Source organism: Umezawaea tangerina (assembly GCF_003002815.1).
Lineage (GTDB): Bacteria > Actinomycetota > Actinomycetes > Mycobacteriales > Pseudonocardiaceae > Umezawaea > Umezawaea tangerina.
Genome location: NZ_PVTF01000027.1, coordinates 33,237 through 51,623, shown reverse-complemented (window position 1 = coordinate 51,623; position 18,387 = coordinate 33,237). Strand labels below are relative to the sequence as shown.

The 18,387-nt window shown below is 72.1% G+C and carries 15 protein-coding genes; 1 reads left to right on the top strand and 14 read right to left on the bottom strand.

Features of this window, described 5'->3' with window-relative positions; translation table 11 throughout:
* Nucleotides 1–816: 816 nt before the first annotated feature.
* Nucleotides 817–2,589, bottom strand: coding sequence for a gamma-glutamyltransferase (ggt, locus tag CLV43_RS46830; protein WP_106197048.1), 1,773 nt, complete (start codon nucleotides 2,587–2,589; stop codon nucleotides 817–819).
* A 29-nt stretch (nucleotides 2,590–2,618) separates the two neighbouring features.
* A complete protein-coding gene (locus CLV43_RS46825; RefSeq protein ID WP_106197047.1) occupies nucleotides 2,619–4,619 on the bottom strand; it encodes a primosomal protein N' in 2,001 nt (666 codons plus the stop codon).
* Nucleotides 4,620–4,717: 98 nt separating this feature from the next.
* On the opposite strand from CLV43_RS46825, the gene CLV43_RS46820 reads away from it, so the two are divergent.
* Complete coding sequence (locus CLV43_RS46820) at nucleotides 4,718–5,173, top strand: P-loop nucleotide/nucleoside kinase family protein (protein ID WP_106197046.1); 456 nt, start codon at nucleotides 4,718–4,720, stop codon at nucleotides 5,171–5,173.
* Between the two features lie 436 nt (nucleotides 5,174–5,609).
* Here the strand turns inward: CLV43_RS46820 and metK are convergent, their stop codons facing one another.
* The 12 genes from metK to pyrR all read right to left on the bottom strand — a co-directional run bounded on the left by metK (nucleotide 5,610) and on the right by pyrR (nucleotide 18,376).
* Nucleotides 5,610–6,812: a methionine adenosyltransferase gene (gene metK / locus CLV43_RS46815; protein WP_170156316.1), complete on the bottom strand. Its 1,203-nt coding sequence runs from the start codon at nucleotides 6,810–6,812 to the stop codon at nucleotides 5,610–5,612.
* 71 nt (nucleotides 6,813–6,883) lie between these two features.
* Complete coding sequence (coaBC, locus tag CLV43_RS46810; protein WP_106197045.1) at nucleotides 6,884–8,128, bottom strand: bifunctional phosphopantothenoylcysteine decarboxylase/phosphopantothenate--cysteine ligase CoaBC; 1,245 nt, start codon at nucleotides 8,126–8,128, stop codon at nucleotides 6,884–6,886.
* Nucleotides 8,125–8,403, bottom strand: a complete 279-nt coding sequence (rpoZ, locus tag CLV43_RS46805) for a DNA-directed RNA polymerase subunit omega (RefSeq protein ID WP_106197044.1) — start codon at nucleotides 8,401–8,403, stop codon at nucleotides 8,125–8,127. Before rpoZ ends, coaBC begins: the two co-directional genes overlap by 4 nt.
* A gap of 79 nt (nucleotides 8,404–8,482) precedes the next feature.
* Entirely contained in the window at nucleotides 8,483–9,088 is a 606-nt protein-coding gene (gmk, locus tag CLV43_RS46800) for a guanylate kinase (protein WP_106197043.1), read from the bottom strand.
* Complete coding sequence (gene mihF, locus CLV43_RS46795) at nucleotides 9,085–9,402, bottom strand: integration host factor, actinobacterial type (protein WP_106197042.1); 318 nt, start codon at nucleotides 9,400–9,402, stop codon at nucleotides 9,085–9,087. Before mihF ends, gmk begins: the two co-directional genes overlap by 4 nt.
* A 409-nt stretch (nucleotides 9,403–9,811) precedes the next feature.
* Nucleotides 9,812–10,627 carry an orotidine-5'-phosphate decarboxylase gene (pyrF, locus tag CLV43_RS46790; protein WP_106197041.1) on the bottom strand — a complete coding sequence of 272 codons (816 nt, stop codon included), beginning with the start codon at nucleotides 10,625–10,627 and terminating at the stop codon, nucleotides 9,812–9,814.
* Nucleotides 10,624–13,929: a carbamoyl-phosphate synthase large subunit gene (carB, locus tag CLV43_RS46785; protein ID WP_106197040.1), complete on the bottom strand. Its 3,306-nt coding sequence runs from the start codon at nucleotides 13,927–13,929 to the stop codon at nucleotides 10,624–10,626. Before carB ends, pyrF begins: the two co-directional genes overlap by 4 nt.
* Nucleotides 13,929–15,068, bottom strand: coding sequence for a glutamine-hydrolyzing carbamoyl-phosphate synthase small subunit (gene carA / locus CLV43_RS46780; RefSeq protein ID WP_106197039.1), 1,140 nt, complete (start codon nucleotides 15,066–15,068; stop codon nucleotides 13,929–13,931). The genes carB and carA overlap by 1 nt, the downstream gene beginning before the upstream one ends.
* Nucleotides 15,065–15,568 carry a PH-like domain-containing protein gene (locus CLV43_RS46775; RefSeq protein WP_106197038.1) on the bottom strand — a complete coding sequence of 168 codons (504 nt, stop codon included), beginning with the start codon at nucleotides 15,566–15,568 and terminating at the stop codon, nucleotides 15,065–15,067. The genes carA and CLV43_RS46775 overlap by 4 nt, the downstream gene beginning before the upstream one ends.
* Complete coding sequence (locus CLV43_RS46770) at nucleotides 15,565–16,878, bottom strand: dihydroorotase (protein WP_106197037.1); 1,314 nt, start codon at nucleotides 16,876–16,878, stop codon at nucleotides 15,565–15,567. Before CLV43_RS46770 ends, CLV43_RS46775 begins: the two co-directional genes overlap by 4 nt.
* A complete protein-coding gene (locus tag CLV43_RS46765; protein WP_106197036.1) occupies nucleotides 16,875–17,807 on the bottom strand; it encodes an aspartate carbamoyltransferase catalytic subunit in 933 nt (310 codons plus the stop codon). Before CLV43_RS46765 ends, CLV43_RS46770 begins: the two co-directional genes overlap by 4 nt.
* Entirely contained in the window at nucleotides 17,804–18,376 is a 573-nt protein-coding gene (pyrR, locus tag CLV43_RS46760) for a bifunctional pyr operon transcriptional regulator/uracil phosphoribosyltransferase PyrR (RefSeq protein WP_106197035.1), read from the bottom strand. The genes CLV43_RS46765 and pyrR overlap by 4 nt, the downstream gene beginning before the upstream one ends.
* Nucleotides 18,377–18,387: the final 11 nt, after the last annotated feature.

Sequence of the window (18,387 nt, the reverse complement as noted above, 5' to 3'; positions counted from 1 at the left end):
GGTGGGGGGTGTGGAGGTGGAAGGGGTGGTTGCAGGTGGGGGGTTCGCGGTGGAGTTGCCGGGTGGGGATGGGGTGGGGTTGGGGGATGTGAGGGCTCGGGTGGAGACGGGGGATGGGTATTTGTTGTCGGAGGGGCCGGTTGTGGGTTGAGGGGGGGTGGTGGGGGTGGGTTTCGGTTGCGTTGTGGTCGCTCTGGCGAAGCCCGGCCCCCGGCGCGCGATTGTCTCAATGCCCCACCCCTGCTTGTCAAGACGGTGAAGCTGTCTTGACAAGCAGGGGTGGGGCAGGAGGGCGCTGTTTATCGGGGGCGGGAGGAGGTCTGGCTTCGCCAGCATCAGGCTGCGCCTGACACAGGCATCCTCGCTGCGCGTCGGACAAGGCATCGGCTGGCGCCGATAGGGCCCCAGGCGCTCCGCGCCGGAAGCGCGCAGGCGGGCTACGCCCAACGTGGGAACCCTCGACTCCGCCGTCGGGCAGGGCATCCTCGCTGCGCGTCGGACCAGGCATCGGCTGGCGCCGACAAGGCCCCAGGCGCTCCGCGCCGGATGCGCGCTGGCGGGCTGCGCCCGTGGCCGGATCCTCGCTGCGCGTCGGACAAAGCGGGCGGGCGCTCCGCGCCGGGTGCGCGTTGGCGGGCTTCGCCCAACGACGGATCCTCGCTGCGCGTCGGACTGGGCATCCTGGGCTTCGCCGTCGGACCAAGCATCCGCGCTGCGCGTTGGGATGGTGGTGGGCGGTTCGTGCTGGGTGTGGGTGGTGGACGTGTCGGTTGGGTGGCTGGGTCTCCTTGTTGGGTGGGGAGTGTGGTGGGTGGGTTAGTGGGTGGGCCAGACGACTCTGGCGGAGCCGCCGCCGCGGCGGGTGGGTTCTGCGGCGGCGTGTTGGTGGCCGTTGGGCAGGAGTTGGATGGCGGTGGTGGCGCCGATTTCCGTGGTGGCGGTGAACTTGTGGCCGAGTGCTTGCAGGGCGGTGGCTTCCGGGGTGGTCAGGAAGGCCTGTTCTGCTTGGGTGGTCGTGCTGTTGCGCTGGGAGGCGCGGGGGGCGGCGATGGCGTCCACCAGGGGTAGGTGGCGGTCGAGGGTGGCGGTGAGTACCTGGAGGACGGTGGTGATGATGCTGGCGCCGCCTGGGGAACCCAGGGCCAGTACGGCTTTGCCGTGGTTGAGGACGATGGTGGGGGCCATGGAGGAGCGGGGGCGTTTGGCGGGGCCGGGGAGGTTGGGGTCGGGGAGGCCGGGGGTGGTGGGGGTGAAGGAGAAGTCGGTGAGTTCGTTGTTGAGCAGGAAGCCTCGGCCGGGGACGACGATGCCGCTGCCGCCCTCCTGTTCGATGGTGAGGGTGTAGGCGACGACGTTGCCCCAGCGGTCGGCGGTGGTGAGGTGGGTGGTGTGCTCGCCCTCGTAAGGGGTGGGGGCGGGGACGCCGGAGGTGGCGCACGGAGTGGGGTTGCGGGGGTCGCCGGGCGCTACGGGGCTGGTGAGGGCCTTGTCGGGGGTGATGAGGCAGGCGCGGCTGTCGGCGAAGCGCTGCGAGAGCAGGTCGCGGGTGGGGACGTCGGTGAAGGCGGGGTCGCCGACCCAGCGGTTGCGGTCGGCGAAGGAGAGGCGGCTGGCCTCGAGGAAGCGGTGCAGGTACTGGGTGGGGGTCAGCGTGCCGACGTCCACGCCCTCCAGGATGTTGAGGGCCTCGCCGACGGTGGTGCCGCCGGAGGACGGAGGCGCCATGCCGTAGACGTCCAGGCCGCGGTAGGTGGTGCGGCTGGGCTCGCGGAGCGGGGCGGTGTAGCGGGAGAGGTCGGCCTTGGTGAGGTCGCCGGGGCGGACGACGCGGGTCGACGCCGGGTCGACGGGAGGGGTGCGGACGGTCTTCACGAGGTCGTCGCCGATGGGGCCGCGGTAGAGGGCGTCGGTGCCGTGGCGGGCCAGCTCGCGGTAGGTGTCGGCCAGGTCGGGGTTGCGGAAGCGGGTGCCGACGGCCGGGGCGGTGCCCTGCGGGAGGTAGAGGGCCCTGGTGGCCGGGAAGTCGGCGAAGCGGGCGGCGTTGTTGGCGACCTGCTGGTTGAACGTCGCGTCGACGGTGAACCCGTCGCGGGCGATCCGCTCGGCGGGCCCCAGCGCCTCGCGCAGGGAGAGGGTGCCCCAGCGGCGCAGGGCCTCCTGCCACGTCTTCGGCGTACCGGGCACGCCGACGGACAGGCCGCTGGTGACGGCCTGGTCGAACGGGATCGGGGTGCCGTTCTCCACGAACAGGTTCGCGGTCGCCGAGGCGGGCGCCGTCTCGCGGCCGTCCACAGTGGACACCCTGCGGGTGCGGGCGTCGTAGTAGACGAAGAAGCCGCCACCGCCGACACCCGCGGAGAACGGGTCGGTCACGCCGAGCGCGGCCGCCGTCGCGACGGCGGCGTCCACGGCGTTGCCGCCGTGGCGGAGCACGGAGATGCCGACCTCGGAGGCGTCCGGGTCGATGCTGGACACCGCGCCGCCCCAGCCGGTGGCCTCCGGCACGCGGGGCGGCGACTGGGCGGCCTGCGCGGTGCCCGGCAGCAGGACGGTGGACGCGACGAGCGCGGCGGCGATCAGACGGGTCATGGTGTCGTTCCTACCGGACGCGATCAGGGTCAGAGAACCTCCAGCGGGTCCAACTTCACCCGCACCGGGTCGGGGTCCTTGCGCGCGCTGCGCACGCCCAGGGCCTCCGTCAGCACCAGCGCCAGCGCACGCCCCTCGCTCCGGGACACCCGGACCAGCGCGCGCTCCTTCGTGCCCTCCTCGTCGAGCGGGACGGGGCCGAGGACCTCGCCGGTCGGGGGCAGCCGCAGCTCGTCCAGCAGGGCCGCGACCGCGTCCGGCGAGCCGTCGACGGTCGCCATCCGCACGGCGGGCGGGAACCCCAGCTCGGTGCGGGCTGCCAGCTCCTGGCGGGCGTGCCACACCGGGTCCCACCGGACCAGCGCCTGCACGGGCGCGAGCACCGAGTCGGCGATCACGACCACCCGGCCGCCGTCGGCACCCGGCTTCGCCAGCGCGGCGGCCGTCATCCAGCGCCGCAGCGCCTCCTCGGCCGCCCGCAGGTCGGCGCGGCCGAGCAGCGACCAGCCGTCGAGCAGCAGCACGGCCCCGTAGCCGCCCTCGGCCACCGGTTCGGCACCCGGTGTGGCCACGACCAGCGCGGGCCTGCCGGGCACCGACGCCAGCACCTCGTCACCGCCGGACGTGCGCACCGGGACGCCGGTGAACGCGCGGCCCAGCTCCTCCGCCGTCCGCCGGGCACCGACGACCTGCGCGCGCAGCTTCCGCGAGCCGCAGGCCGGGCAGCGGTAGGCGGCCTCGGTCGCACCGCACCAGCGGCAGTACGGCGGGCGCGGCACGCCGTCGTCCGAGCCGCCGGGCAGCGCGAGCGGCCCCGCGCAGCGGCGGCACCGGGTGGGCGCGCGGCAGCTGCCGCAGGCCAGCGCGGGCACGTACCCCCGACGCGGCACCTGGATCAGCACCGGCGCCTTGGCGGCCAGCGCGGCGCGGGCGGCGTCGAACGCGATCGAGGGCAGCCGGGCCGAGCGGGCCGCGGCGTCCTTGACCTCCTGCCAGTCGCTGTCCCCCACCGCGGCGACCCTCGGCGCGGCCGAGCGGAGGGTCTCGCGGGCGGCGACCACCTCGTGCGCCCAGTTGCTCTCCACCAGCAGCTGCGCCTCGGCGGTGCGGGCGAACCCGCCCGCGATGAACGCGGCCCCGGTGAGGTGCGCGCGCTGGACGAGGACGTCCCGGACGTTCGGGTACGGCATCCGCTGCTCGGAGTGCAGGTCGTCGCCGTCGTCCCAGACCACGACCAGCCCGAGGTCGGCCACCGGCGCGAACGCCGCCCCCCTGGTGCCGACCACGACCCGGACCGCGCCGCGCAGCACGGCGAGCCACCTCTTGTACCGCTCCGAGGGCCCCAGATCGGCCGAGAGCGCGACAACACCGCCCTCCCCCACCAACTCCGCGCACGCGGCGTGCACGCGCGTCACGTCGCGGTGGTCCGGCACCACCAGCAGCACGCCCTTGCCGGTGCTCGCCACCGTCGCGGCGGCCTCGGCCAGCCTGGTCGGCCAGTCCTCCGCGGGCAGCGCCTGCCACACCGCGCGGGCCTGCCGGCCGGTGCGCAGCGCGTCGAGCAGGTTCGGGCCGAACGGGTAGCGCGTCCAGCCCGGTGCCGTCGGCGCCTCCGGCGGCGGCGCGGGCTCCGGCGACGGCTGCGCCTCGGCACGGGCGTGCCGGGGCGGGATCGCCATCCGCAGCACGTCGATCAGCGTGCCCGCGAACCGGTCGGCGACCACCCGCGCCAGCTGGTGGACCTCCGGCGACAGCACGGCTTCCGGCGAGGTGACCCGTTCCAGGAACGCGAGCTTCTTGCCGTACTCCGACGCGTCCACCCGCTCCAGCACGTACCCGTCGACCAGCTGACCGGCGAACCGGACCCGGACCCGGCTGCCCGGCACCGCGTCCTGCGCCTGGTCTGCCGCGACCTGGTAGTCGAACGGCCGGTCGAGGTGCGCGAGCGGGACGTCCACGCAGACCCTGGCGACCGGCAGCACCTCGGCCGGGGTGCGCTCACCCCGCCTCGTCGTCGTTTTGCTCGCCATGGCTGTTGGTCTACCAGAGGGGTACGACAGCGCCGGACCGAGGCGCGGCGCCGGTGCCACCCGCTACCGTGCACGTCGAGCGCCACGGGGGGTGTGCCATGAGTCGGTTGTTCCTGATGTGCGGCTTGCCGGGGGCGGGCAAGACCACGCTGGCCAGGCGGTTGGCGGCGGAGCTGCCCGCGGTCAGGTTGTGCCCGGACGAGTGGATGGCGGGCCTGGGCGTCGACCTGTTCGACATCGCGTTCCGGGCCGAGCTGGAGGCGGTGTTCCGGCGGCACGCGCTGGAGCTGCTGGCGTCGGGGGTGGACGTGGTGCTGGAGAACGGCTTCTGGTCGCGGGCGGAGCGCGCGGAGCTGCTGCGGGACGGTCGGGCGGTCGGCGCGGCCGTGGAGCTGCGGTACCTCGACGTGCCGATCGAGGAGCTGGTCCGGCGGCTGGAGGTGCGCAACCGCGAGCCCGGCGAGGCCGTGATCACGCGGGCGATGCTGGAGGACTACGCCGGGCTGTTCGAGGCACCGGACGCCGCCGAGCTCGCACTGTTCGACCAGGGCTGATCCCGCCCGGCGCGGCGGAAACCGTTGGGCGGGAACGTTTTCAGCGCGGACGCGCGACCGCGGCCCGCTCGTCGTTCCACTGAGGACGTTGCCCGCGGGGATGCGGGACCACGAAGTGCCCGGCCCTTCCGGAGCGGTATTCGACACGCCCGGAGCGCGCGGCGGCGACAGCGGATCGACGAGTCCGCGAAGCTCGGATAGCGGATCCGGAACACCGTCGTCGTCGCGCCTTTCCGGCCGTCGAACTCGGCGTCGAACTCACCTCCGAACTCGCCTCCGATGAGCCGTTGTTCGACCCCCGTGCCGCAAACCGATCCGCCCGCTGTCGAAATAGGACCGTGATTGGGAGGCGGGAGCGCGCCCGTGATTGCCGCCAAAATGCGAAAAAGCACGGCGGACGAGCCGCCGTGCTTTACGCGCGAGTAAAACAGGAAAGTCAGGCGCCCGCCGCCTGGCGGAGGGCGTCCGCGCGGTCGGTGTGCTCCCAGGGCAGATCGATGTCCGTGCGACCGAAGTGCCCGTAGGCGGCGGTCGGCGCGTAGATCGGCCGCAGCAGGTCGAGGTCGCGGATGATCGCGGCGGGCCGGAGGTCGAAGACCTCGCTGATGGCCTGCTGGATCTTCGACGGGTCGACCGTCTCGGTGCCGAATGTTTCGACGAAGAGACCGACCGGAGTCGCCTTGCCGATGGCGTACGCGACCTGCACCTCGATGCGCGTCGCCAGGCCCGCGGCCACGGCGTTCTTTGCCACCCAACGCATCGCGTACGCGGCCGAACGGTCCACCTTGGACGGATCCTTGCCGGAGAAGGCACCGCCGCCGTGCCGCGCCATGCCCCCGTAAGTATCGACGATGATCTTGCGCCCGGTGAGGCCCGCGTCACCCATCGGGCCGCCGATGACGAACCGGCCCGTCGGGTTCACCAGCAGCCGCACGTCGGTGGCGTCCAGGCCCAGGTCGGCGATCTCGGGCGCGACCACGTTCTCGCGGATGTCGACGCCGAGCAGCTTTTCCAGGTCGATGCCGTCCGCGTGCTGGGTCGACACGACCACGGTGTCCAGCCGCACGGGCTGGTCACCGGCGTACTCGATGGTGACCTGCGTCTTGCCGTCCGGGCGCAGGTACGGCACCGAGCCGTCCTTGCGGACCGCGGTCAGCCTGCGCGAGAGCCGGTGCGCGAGCGCGATCGGCAGCGGCATCAGCTCGGGCGTGTCGGTGCAGGCGTAGCCGAACATCAGGCCCTGGTCACCGGCGCCCTGGCGGTCGATCTCGTCGGAGGAGTCGGAGACCCGCTCCTCGTAGGCGGTGTCGACGCCCTGGGCGATGTCGGGCGACTGCGACCCGATCGCCACGTTGACGCCGCACGAGTGGCCGTCGAAGCCCTTGGCCGAGGAGTCGTAGCCGATCTCGAGGATCTTCTCGCGCACGATGGACGGGATGTCGGCGTAGGCCTCGGTGGTCACCTCGCCCGCGACGTGCACCTGGCCCGTCGTGACCATCGTCTCGACCGCGACGCGGGAGCGGGGGTCCTTGCTCAGCAGTGCGTCCAGGATCGAGTCGCTGATCGCGTCGCAGATCTTGTCAGGATGTCCCTCGGTGACGGACTCACTGGTGAACAGCCTGCTTGCGTGCTGGCTCACGGCGTCTACCCCAAACCTTCGTATCTGCGCTGGACTTGGTCGAGTTTAACGAGCGTTCGCTCAACGATGCCTCAAGGTTCGACCAGGGCGCGGACCGCGTCCCACAGGACGGCACCGAGTTGCGCCTTGGAGCCGTGTGGGATAGGCGTCTCGGCCCCGGCGGAGGACAGCAGCCAGCCAGAGTTGTGCTCGACCTCGAAGGCCTTGCCGTCGCCGACCGCGTTCACCACCAGCAGGTCACAGCCCTTGCGCTTCAGCTTCGCCCGCCCGTAGTCGAGCACGTCGCCGCCCTCGTCGCCGGTCTCCGCGGCGAACCCGACGACGACCTGGCCGGGGCGGCGGCGCTCGACGAGCTCGGCGAGCACGTCCGCGTTGCGGGTCAACGCCACCGGATCGGGGTCGCGGTCGGTCTTCTTGATCTTGTGCCCGGTGAGCGAAACAGGGCGAAAATCCGCCACGGCGGCGGCCATGACCAGCACGTCCGCAGCGGGCGCGACCTCGTGCATGGCCCGGCGGAGCTCCTCGGCCGTGCCGACCCGGACCACGTCCACGCCCGCGGGCGCGACCAGGTCGGCGGTGTGCGCCGACACCAGCGTCACCCGCGCGCCGCGCTGGGCCGCGACCCTGGCCAGGGCGTACCCCTGCTTGCCCGAGGAGCGGTTGCCCAGGAAGCGCACCGGGTCGAGCGGTTCGCGGGTGCCGCCCGCGGACACGGCCACGTGCAGGCCCTCAAGATCGCGCGGGAGGGCTCCCGGACGCGCGAGCAGCAGCTTCGCCAGCTCCACGATCTCGGCGGGCTCGGGCAGCCTGCCCTTGCCGGTGTCCTTGCCGGTCAGCCTGCCGCTGGCGGGCTCGGCCACGACGACGCCGCGGGAACGCAGCAGCGCCACGTTGGCCTGCGTGGCCGGGTGCTCCCACATCTCGGTGTGCATGGCGGGCACCATCAGCACCGGGCAGCGGGCGGTGAGCAGCGTGTTGGTCAGCAGGTCGTCGGCCAGACCCCCCGCGGCCTTGGCGAGCAGGTTCGCCGTCGCGGGCGCCACGACCACCAGGTCGGCGGTCTGGCCGAGCCGCACGTGGGGCACCTCGGGCACGTCCTCGAACACACCCGTGTGCACGGGCTGGCCGGAGAGCGCCTCGAAGGTGGCCGCGCCGACGAACCGCAGCGCGCCGTCGGTGGGCACGACCCGGACCGAGTGGCCCGACTCGGTCAGCCTCCGCAGCACCTCGCACGCCTTGTACGCGGCAATGCCCCCGCCGACCCCGAGGACGACTCGGGGGCGGACAGGGGCATCCGGGTGGGGCTGGGTCGTCACTCGCCCTCGGTGTGCTCGAGCAGACCCGCGTGGATCTCCCGCAGCGCGATGGAGAGGGGCTTCTCGCGTGGGCCCGGCTCGACGAGCGGGCCCACGTACTCGAGCAGGCCCTCGCCCAGCTGGGCGTAGTAGTCGTTGATCTGGCGGGCGCGCTTGGCCGCGTAGATCACCAGCGCGTACTTCGAGCTGACCTGCTCGAGCAGGTCGTCGATGGGCGGGTTGGTGATGCCCTCGGGCGAACCCGTCAGCTGGCCCAGCTCGGTGTGCGTGGTCACTCGTCAACGCTCCTGCGGTTCGTGTATCGGCTGGGGTCGTCCCGCGCCACTCAAGATCATCGTCAAGCCGGAGGTCCGGCTATCGCACCTCGGGCTGCGGGCCGACCACCAAGTTTAGCAAATCGCGGGCCGCCGAGCGCACGTCGGCGTTCACGACGACCTCGTCGAACTCCTTCTCGGCCGCCATCTCCTCCCTGGCGATCTCGAGACGGCGCTCGATCACGTCGGGGTCCTCGGTGCCGCGGCCGACCAGGCGTTCGACCAGGTGGTCCCACGACGGGGGCGCCAGCATCACCAGCTGGGCCTCCGGCATCGCGGCCCTGACCTGGCGCGCGCCCTGCAGCTCGATCTCCAGCAGCGACGGCAGCCCGGACTCCAGGGCCCGCAGCACGGGGCCCCTGGGGGTGCCGTAGCGGTTGCCCGCGAACTCGGCGTGCTCCAGGAACTCGCCCGCGGCGGCCATCCGGTCGAACTCGACGCGGTCGACGAAGTGGTAGTGCTGCCCGTCGACCTCGCCCGGCCTCGGCTTCCTGGTGGTCACCGAGACGCTGAAGTGCACGTTCACCGGTCCCTGGCGGCGCAGCTCGGCCAGCACGCTGGACTTGCCCACGCCGGAGGGGCCGGAAAGTACGGTGAGGCGGGGCCGGGCAGATGAGCCCGACCCCGCCTCGGTGCCACTACTCACTCGCTGCTGAACTCGGCGAGCAGCGCCTTGCGCTGACGGTCGCCCAGGCCACGCAGACGACGGCTGGTAGCGATCTCAAGCCGCTCCATGATCTGTGCCGCACGAACCTTGCCGACGCCCGGAAGGGCCTCGAGCAACGCGGACACCTTCATCTTGCCCAGGATCTCGTCGCTCTCGGCGGCCTTGAGCACATCGGTCAGGTTCGTGCCGCCACGCTTGAGGCGCTCCTTGAGCTCAGCCCGAACGCGACGAGCGGCAGCAGCCTTCTCCAGCGCTGCGGCCCGCTGCTCCTCGGTAAGCTGGGGAAGGGCCACGATTTCCTCCGTGGTGTGGGAATTTAATTCAGGGATCTGTGCCGCGACCGTACCGACTGCAATTGCCTGGGTACAACGCGGGTCCGGAAGTCGATGGGTTTTGCTAAGACCCTTGCTTTCAACTTCGGCCCCAACCCAGTCGGGGTTGAGCTTTACAGCGATCAGTTGGTGCGCGGCGAGGGGTAGTAGTACCAACTCGCACCGACGGTCCTGTCACCGCCTCCGGGAACGCGATGACCACGACCTGTGTGGTATGCGCACCTCGGGCGGTAGAGCCGCCGGTGGCGTGGACCGTACCAGGGAACGTTTGCCCAGGTGAGCGGACACCGCAAGCGTGTCGGGAAACGGTCAGGGCCGCCCTGCGGCCGTCCAGGGCCCGCAGGACGGCCCCGACGGCCGTTTCGAGGGGTCAGGCCACCTCGTCGCGCACGCGCAGCGCAGCGGCCCGCAGGGAGGCCACGTCGGGGCCGTGCCGCAGCACGTCGCGCGAGGACGCGGGCAGCACGCCGCGCAGATCGGGCCCGAACAGACCGCGCAGGTCGGCCGCGGTGGCCCCCTGCGCGCCGAAGCCCGGCGCGAGCACCGGACCGTTCAGGTCGGACAGGTCGACGTCCAGGGTCGCCAGCGTCGCCCCGATCACCAGGCCGACGTCGCCCAGCGGCTCGGCGCCCGCGTTCGCCGCGGCCGCGCTGTCCACGACCGACTGCGCCACCGTGCGCCCGTCGGGCAGGACCGCGTGCTGCACGGTCGCACCCTCCGGGTTGGACGTCCGGGCGAGCACGAAGACGCCCCGGCCGCTCGCGCGGGCCGCCTCCACGGCCGGGTCGAGCGACCCGAAGCCGAGGAACGGCGAGACCGTCACGGCGTCGCCCGCGAGCGGCGAGCCGTCCGCGAGGTAGGCGGCCGCGTAGGCGGCCATCGTGGACCCGATGTCACCGCGCTTGGCGTCCACCAGCACCAGCGTGTCCGCCTCGCGCAGACCGGCGATCACGCGCTCCAGCACCGCCACGCCCTTCGAGCCGTGTGCCTCGAAGAACGCCGACTGCGGCTTGACGACGGCCACCTGTCCGCCCAGCGCCTCGACGCACGTCAGCGCGAACCGCTCCACACCGGACACGTCCTGCGGCAGCCCCCAGTCGCGCAGCAGCCCCGGATGCGGGTCGATGCCCACGCACAGGGGGCCGCGCTCGGCGACCGCTTTCGCCAGCCTGGCACCGAAGCTCACGCGCCCTCCCCCCGCAGCGAGGCCTGCAGCGACTGCAGGGAGCGGACGCCGATGTCGCCGCGGATCGCGGCCTCGATGCCATGCACGGCCGCCGCCGCGCCCTGGATCGTGGTCACGCACGGGATGTCCCGCGCGACCGCGGCGGTGCGGATCTCGTAGCCGTCGATGCGCGGCCCGCTGTTGCCGTAGGGCGTGTTTATGATCATGTCCACGTCGCCGGCGAGGATCATGTCCACGATGTTCTCGACGCCGTCGAAGTGCTTGCGCACCACCGTGCACGGGATCCCGTTGCGGCGCAGCACCTCGGCCGTGCCGGAGGTGGCCAGCACCTCGAAGCCGAGGTCGGCCAGCCGCTTCACCGGGAAGATCATCGCGCGCTTGTCGCGGTTCGCGACGGACACGAAGACCCTGCCGGAGGTCGGCAACGAGCCGTAGGACGCGGTCTGCGACTTGGCGAACGCCATGCCGAAGGACACGTCGATGCCCATCACCTCGCCGGTCGACTTCATCTCGGGGCCCAGCAAGGAGTCCACGCCCTTGCCCTCCGGCGTGCGGAACCGGTGGAACGGCAGCACGGCCTCCTTGACCGACACCGGGGCGTGCGCCGGCAGCTTCGCGCCGTCGCCGGTGGCGGGCAGGATCCCCTCGACGCGGAGCTCCTTGACCGTCGCGCCGAGCATGACCCTGGCGGCGGCCTTGGCCATCGACACGGCGGTCGCCTTGGACACGAACGGCACCGTGCGCGACGCGCGGGGGTTGGCCTCCAGGACGTAGAGCACGTCGTCCTTGAGCGCGTACTGGACGTTGAGCAGACCGCGCACGCCGATGCCCCTGGCGATGGCCTCGGTGGAGCGGCGGACCGCGTCGATGTCGGTCTCGCCGAGGGTGATGGGCGGCAGCGTGCAGGCGGAGTCGCCGGAGTGCACGCCCGCCTCCTCGATGTGCTCCATCACGCCGCCGATGAACACGTCGGTGCCGTCGTAGAGCGCGTCCACGTCGATCTCGATGGCGTCGTCGAGGAACCGGTCGACCAGCACCGGGTGCTCCGGGCTGACCTCGGTGGCGCGGGAGATGTACCCGGCGAGCGTCGGCTCGTCGTAGACGATCTCCATGCCGCGGCCGCCCAGCACGTAGGAGGGCCGCACGAGCACCGGGTAGCCGATCTCGTCGGCGATGGCCTTGGCCTCGTCGAACGAGGTCGCCATGCCGTACTTCGGCGCGGGCAGCCCGGCGTCGGTGAGCAGCTTGCCGAACGCGCCGCGCTCCTCGGCGAGGTGGATCGCCTCCGGCGGGGTGCCCACGATCGGCACGCCCGCGTCGGCGAGCCGCTGCGCGAGGCCCAGCGGCGTCTGGCCGCCGAGCTGCACGATCACGCCCGCGACCGTGCCGGAGCGCTGCTCGGAGTGCACGACCTCGATGACGTCCTCGAACGTCAGGGGCTCGAAGTACAGCCGGTCGGAGGTGTCGTAGTCGGTCGACACGGTCTCCGGGTTGCAGTTGACCATGACGGTCTCGAACCCGGCCGCCCGCAGAGCCATGGCGGCGTGCACGCAGGAGTAGTCGAACTCGATGCCCTGGCCGATGCGGTTGGGCCCGGAGCCGAGGATGAGGACCTTGGGCCGCTCGCGCTGCTCGGTCACCTCGGTCTCGGCGTTCGGGTCCAGCTCGTAGGCGCTGTAGTGGTAGGGCGTCTTCGCGGCGAACTCGGCCGCGCAGGTGTCCACCGTCTTGTAGACCGGTCGGACCCCCAGGCGGTGCCGCAGCGTCCGCACGCCGTCCTCACCGGCCAGCTCGGACCGCAGCACGGCGATCTGCCGGTCGGACAGCCCGGCCCGCTTCGCCTTGCGCAGCAAGGTCTCGTCCAGCACCGGGGCGGCCTCGATCTCGCCGCGCAGCTCGTTGAGCCAGGCGATCTGCTCGATGAACCACGGGTCGATGCCGGACGCCTCGTGCACCTGCTCGACGGTGGCGCCGAAGCGCAGCGCGCGGTCCACCGTGTACAGCCTGCCGTCGTGCCCGGCGCCCAGCGCCTCCAGGAGCCCTTCGAGGGTGGTGCCCTCGGGGTCCGGCCGCGTCCAGAAGCCCGCGTCCTTGGTCTCCATGGAGCGCATGGCCTTGCCCAGCGCCTCCACGAAGTTGCGGCCCATGGACATGGCCTCGCCGACGGACTTCATCGTCGTGGTGAGCGCGGGGTCGGCGCCGGGGAACTTCTCGAACGCGAACCGCGGGATCTTCACGACCACGTAGTCCAGCGTGGGCTCGAAGCTCGCCGGGGTCTCGCCGGTGATGTCGTTGCGGATCTCGTCGAGCGAGTAGCCGATCGCGAGCTTGGCGGCGATCTTGGCGATCGGGAAGCCGGTCGCCTTGGACGCCAGCGCGGAGGACCGCGAGACGCGGGGGTTCATCTCGATCACGACCATGCGGCCGGTGCCGGGGTGGATCGCGAACTGGATGTTGCAGCCGCCGGTGTCCACACCGACCTCGCGGATGACGTCGATGCCGACGTCGCGCATGTGCTGGAACTCGCGGTCGGTCAGCGTCATCGCGGGCGCGACGGTGACCGAGTCGCCGGTGTGCACGCCCATCGGGTCGATGTTCTCGATGGAGCAGACGACCACGACGTTGTCGTTGCGGTCGCGCATCAGCTCCAGCTCGTACTCCTTCCAGCCGAGCACGCTCTCCTCGATGAGCACCTCGGTGACCGGGGACTCCGCGAGGCCGGTCGCGGCGAGCCGCTCCAGCTGCTCGGGGGTGTGCGCCATGCCGGAGCCGAGGCCGCCCATCGTGAACGACGGCCTGATGACGACCGGGAGCCCGAGGTCCTCGACGGTGCTGCGGACCTCCTCCATCGTCTTGCACACGGCGCTGCGCGGGACCTCGGCGCCGATCTTGCGGACCAGCTCCTTGAAGATCTGCCGGTCCTCGCCGCGGTTGATGGCGTCGATGTCCGCGCCGATCAGCTCCACGTTGTACTTCTCCAGCACGCCGCGCTCGTGCAGCGCGATGGCCGTGTTCAGCGCGGTCTGGCCGCCCAGCGTCGCCAGGATGGCGTCCGGGCGCTCGATCGCGATGACCTTCTCGACGAACTCGGCCGTGATGGGCTCGATGTAGGTCGCGTCGGCGAACTCCGGGTCGGTCATGATCGTGGCCGGGTTGGAGTTCACCAGGCTGACCCGGATGCCCTCCTCGCGCAGCACGCGGCAGGCCTGGGTGCCGGAGTAGTCGAACTCGCACGCCTGGCCGATGACGATCGGGCCGGACCCGATCACCAGCACGTGCTTGATGTCAGTGCGCTTCGGCATCAGCGGGCCTCGCTCTTCAGGTGTCCCCCGGCGGAGCCGGACATCAGATCGCAGAACTCGTCGAACAGCGGGGCGGCGTCGTGCGGACCGGCCGCCGCTTCGGGGTGGTACTGCACGCTGAACGCGGGCACGTCGAGCGCGCGGACGCCCTCGATGGTGTCGTCGTTGGGGCAGTAGTGGCTCAGCAGGACGCGGCCGAAGTCGGAGGAGAACTCCTCCCCCGGCTCGCCCGCCAGCGCGAACCCGTGGTTCTGCGCGGTGATGGCGACCTTGCCGGTCCTCACGTCGATCACCGGGATGTTGATGCCGCGGTGGCCGTAGCGCATCTTGTAGGTGTCTCGGCCCAGCGCGCGGCCCAGGATCTGGTTGCCGAAGCAGATGCCGAACAGCGGGATCCGCCGCTCCAGCACCGACCTCGTCAGCGCGACGGCGTGCGTCTGGGTCGCCGGGTCGCCCGGACCGTTGGACAGGAACACGCCGTCGGCCTCGACCGCGAGCAGGTCGTCCACGGTGGACGTCAGCGGCAGCACGTGCACCTCGATGCCGCGCGCCGCCATCATCCGCGGGGTGTTCGACTTGATGCCGAGGTCCAGCGCGGCCACGCGGAAGCGCCGCTCGCCGACCGCGGGGACCACGTAGGACTCCGCCGTGGTGACGTCGCCCGCGAGGTCGGAGCCCTTCATCGGCGGGCTGTCCAGCACGCGGCCCACCAGGACCTCGTCGCTGTCCAGCGCGTCGCCGGAGAAGACGCCCGCGCGCATCGCGCCCTGCTCGCGCAGGTGGCGGGTCAGCATCCGGGTGTCCACGCCCGCGATGCCCACGACGCGCTGGCGGACCAGCTCCTCGTCGAGGCCGCGGACCGAGCGCCAGTTCGACGGCTTGCGGGAGGGGTCGCGCACGACGTAGCCCGCGACCCAGATGCGCGAGGACTCGTCGTCCTCGTCGTTCCAGCCGGTGTTGCCGATCTGCGGCGCGGTCTGCACCACGATCTGGCGGTGGTAGGACGGGTCGGTCAGCGTCTCCTGGTACCCGGTCATCCCGGTGGAGAACACGACCTCGCCCAGGCTCTCGCCCAGTGCGCCGTAGGCCTCGCCGCGGAACACGCGGCCGTCTTCGAGGACCAGTGCTGCCTTCGTCACGTCGTCGTGCCTCCCTTGGCGTCGGCGTTGAGCGCCTCGACCCACTGCTCGTACACGTCCTTGTCGTCACCGCGGAAACCGGTGTCCACCAGCTGCTCGCCCAGGTGCCACCGCACGACCAGCAGGCCGTCCTTGGTCATCACCTTGCCCGCGAGACCGCGGTCGGTGCGGGCGGAGCTGATCTCCCCCTTGGGGATCCACATCGCCGACGCGCCCGCGCGCTCGATGAGCACGCCCCGGTCGGTCAGCCGCAGCTCGGCCTCGGCGCGGTGGCCGATGTCGCCGACCGCGACCCGGTCCTGCCAGTTGTCGCCGATGGTCGTGCCGATGTACTGGCCGGTCGTCTCCAGCAGCACCGCACCGGTGTCGGTGGGCACGGCCGGGAAGTCGGCGAGCACGGCCGCCTGGCGGCGCGCGCGGCGCTGCCAGCCGTGCCACATGCCGTAGAGGCAGAGCGCGAAGAACGCCAGCACCGCCAGCGAGAGCAGAACCCTGGTCATGCCGGAATCCTCCCCGCCGTGACCCGGCCGCGCAGCAGGGTGGTCGTCACGACGCCCGGCAGCTCCATGCCCTCGAACGGGGTGTTGCCCGCGACGCTCGCCAGCTCGGCGCCGCGCACGGTCCAGGTGGCGTCCGGGTCGACCAGCACCAGGTTCGCCGGTTCGCCGACCTCGATCGGACGGCCGTGGTCGGGCAGCCCGGCGATCTCGGCGGGCCGCTCGCTCATGACCCGTGCGACACCGCGCCAGTCCAGCAGGCCGGTGCGGACCATGGCCTCGACGACCACGGACAGCGCGGTCTGCAGACCGAGCATGCCGGGGCGGGCGGCGGACCACTCGCAGTCCTTGTCCTGCACGGCGTGCGGGGCGTGGTCGGTGGCGACGCAGTCGATGACGCCCTCGGCCAGCGCCCGGCGCAGCGCCTCGACGTCGGCGTTCGTGCGCAGCGGCGGGTTGACCTTGTTGACCGGGTCGTAGGTGCTCAGCCGGTCGTCGGTCAGCAGCAGGTGGTGCGGGGTGACCTCGGCGGACACCTTCGTGCCCCGCGCCTTGGCCCACTTCAGCACGTCCGCCGTGCCGGTGGTCGACACGTGGCAGACGTGCAGCCTGGCCTCGGCGTGCAGCGCGAGCAGGCAGTCCCGCGCGACGATCGACTCCTCGGCGGCGGCGGGCCAGCCCTGCAGGCCGAGCCGCGCGGCCTGCTCGCCCTCGTGCGCCTGGGCGCCGACGGTGAGCCGGGGCTCCTCGGCGTGCTGGGCGACGACCACGTCCAGCGCCTTGGAGTACTCCAGGGCACGGCGCATGACCAGCGGGTCGTGCACGCAGTGGCCGTCGTCGGAGAACACCCGGACGTTCGCCGCGGACTTGGCCATCGTGCCCAGCTCGGCGAGCTTCTCGCCCTTGAGGCCGACGGTGACCGCGCCGACCGGGTGCACGTCCACCAGCCCGACCTCGCGGCCGCGGCGCCACACGTGCTCCACGACCACCGCGTTGTCGGCGACCGGGTCCGTGTTGGCCATGGCGAACACGGCGGTGTACCCGCCGAGCGCGGCGGCCCTGGACCCGGTCTCGACGGTCTCGGTGTCCTCGCGGCCGGGCTCGCGCAGGTGCGTGTGCAGGTCGACGAAACCGGGCAGCAGCACCGCGCCGTTCCCCTCGACGGTCTCCACGCCGTCCGCGGTGACCGCGCCGATCTCGGCGATGACGCCGTGGCGGACCAGCACGTCGACCGGGTCGCCCTCGCCGTAGGGGCGGACGTTGCGCAGCAGCAAGGTGTCCGGGGTTCTCGGTTCGCTCGCGAGCGCGCTCACGAAGCTTCCTCCTCATGGGCAAGCAGGTGGTAGAGGACCGCCATGCGCAGGTGGACGCCGTTGCGCACCTGGTCGGTGATGGCCGCGCGCGGGGAGTCGGCGACCGCCGAGGCGATCTCCATCCCGCGGAGCATCGGACCGGGGTGCAGCACGACGGCGTGCTCGGGCATGAGGCCGAGGCGGTTCTCGTTGAGGCCGTACGCGATCGAGTACTCGCGGGCCGACGGGAAGAACCCGCCGTGCATCCGCTCGGCTTGAACGCGCAGCAGCATGACCGCGTCCAGGCTGGGCAGTTCGGCGTCCAGTTCGTGCGACACCGTCACCGGCCAGTTCTGCACGCCCACGGGCAGCAGCGTCGGCGGGGCGACCAGCACCACGTCGGCACCGAGCGTGGCGAGCAGGTGCACGTTCGACCGGACGACCCGGCTGTGCAGGACGTCGCCGACGATCCCGATCCGGCGGCCCTCCACGGACCCGAGCCGTTCGCGCAGAGTGGCCGCGTCGAGCAGGGCCTGCGTCGGGTGCTCGTGCATCCCGTCGCCCGCGTTGACCACGGACGTGCCCGCCTCGGCGAGCCAGCCCGCGAGCCGGTGCGCCGCGCCGGAGGCGGGGTGCCGGACGACCACGCAGTCCGCGCCCGCGGCGGCCAGCGTCAGCGCGGTGTCCCGGAGGGACTCCCCCTTGCTGACGCTCGACCCGCCCGCGGACACGTTGACCACGTCCGCGCTCATCCACTTCCCGGCGATCTCGAAGGAGACCCTGGTGCGGGTGGAGTTCTCGTAGAACAGGGTGATGACGGTGCGGCCGCGCAGCGTCGGGAGCTTGCGGACCTCCCGGCCGAGCAGCGCGCGCTTGAGGTTGTCGGCCGTGTCGAGGATCGACGTGGCGGTCGCCCGGTCGAGCCCCTCCGTCGAGAGCAGGTGCCTCACTTCAGCACCACTCCGTCGCGCTGGTCGAACTCGACCAGCAGGACCGCCACGTCCTCGGTGCGCGCGGTTGGCACGTTCTTGCCAACGTAGTCCGCGCGGATCGGCAGCTCGCGGTGGCCGCGGTCGACGAGCACGGCCAGCTGGACCGCGCGGGGGCGGCCGTGGTCGCGCAGGGCGTCGAGGGCGGCGCGGATGGTGCGGCCGGAGAAGAGGACGTCGTCCACGAGCACCACCAGGCGGTCGTCGATCCCGCCTTCGGGCAGTGCGGTGGTCTCCAGCGGCCGGGTCGGGCCCCGCCGCAGGTCATCGCGGTAGAGGGTCACGTCCAGGGTGCCCGTGGGCACCTCGACGCCGCTGAACTCCGCGATCTTGAGGGCCAGTCGCCGGGCCAGGGGTGCCCCCCGACTCGGTATGCCCATCAGGACTACTGCGGGTGCGCTCGGTGCATCAAGAGCGGTCTTCTCGATGATCTGATGGGCCATTCGGGCGACAGTGCGTGCGACGTCACCGGCCGAGAGAAGCTCGCGCTCTCCAGCCGGATCCGTCGCACCACGTTGACGTGGCGCCACGGTTGGACCTC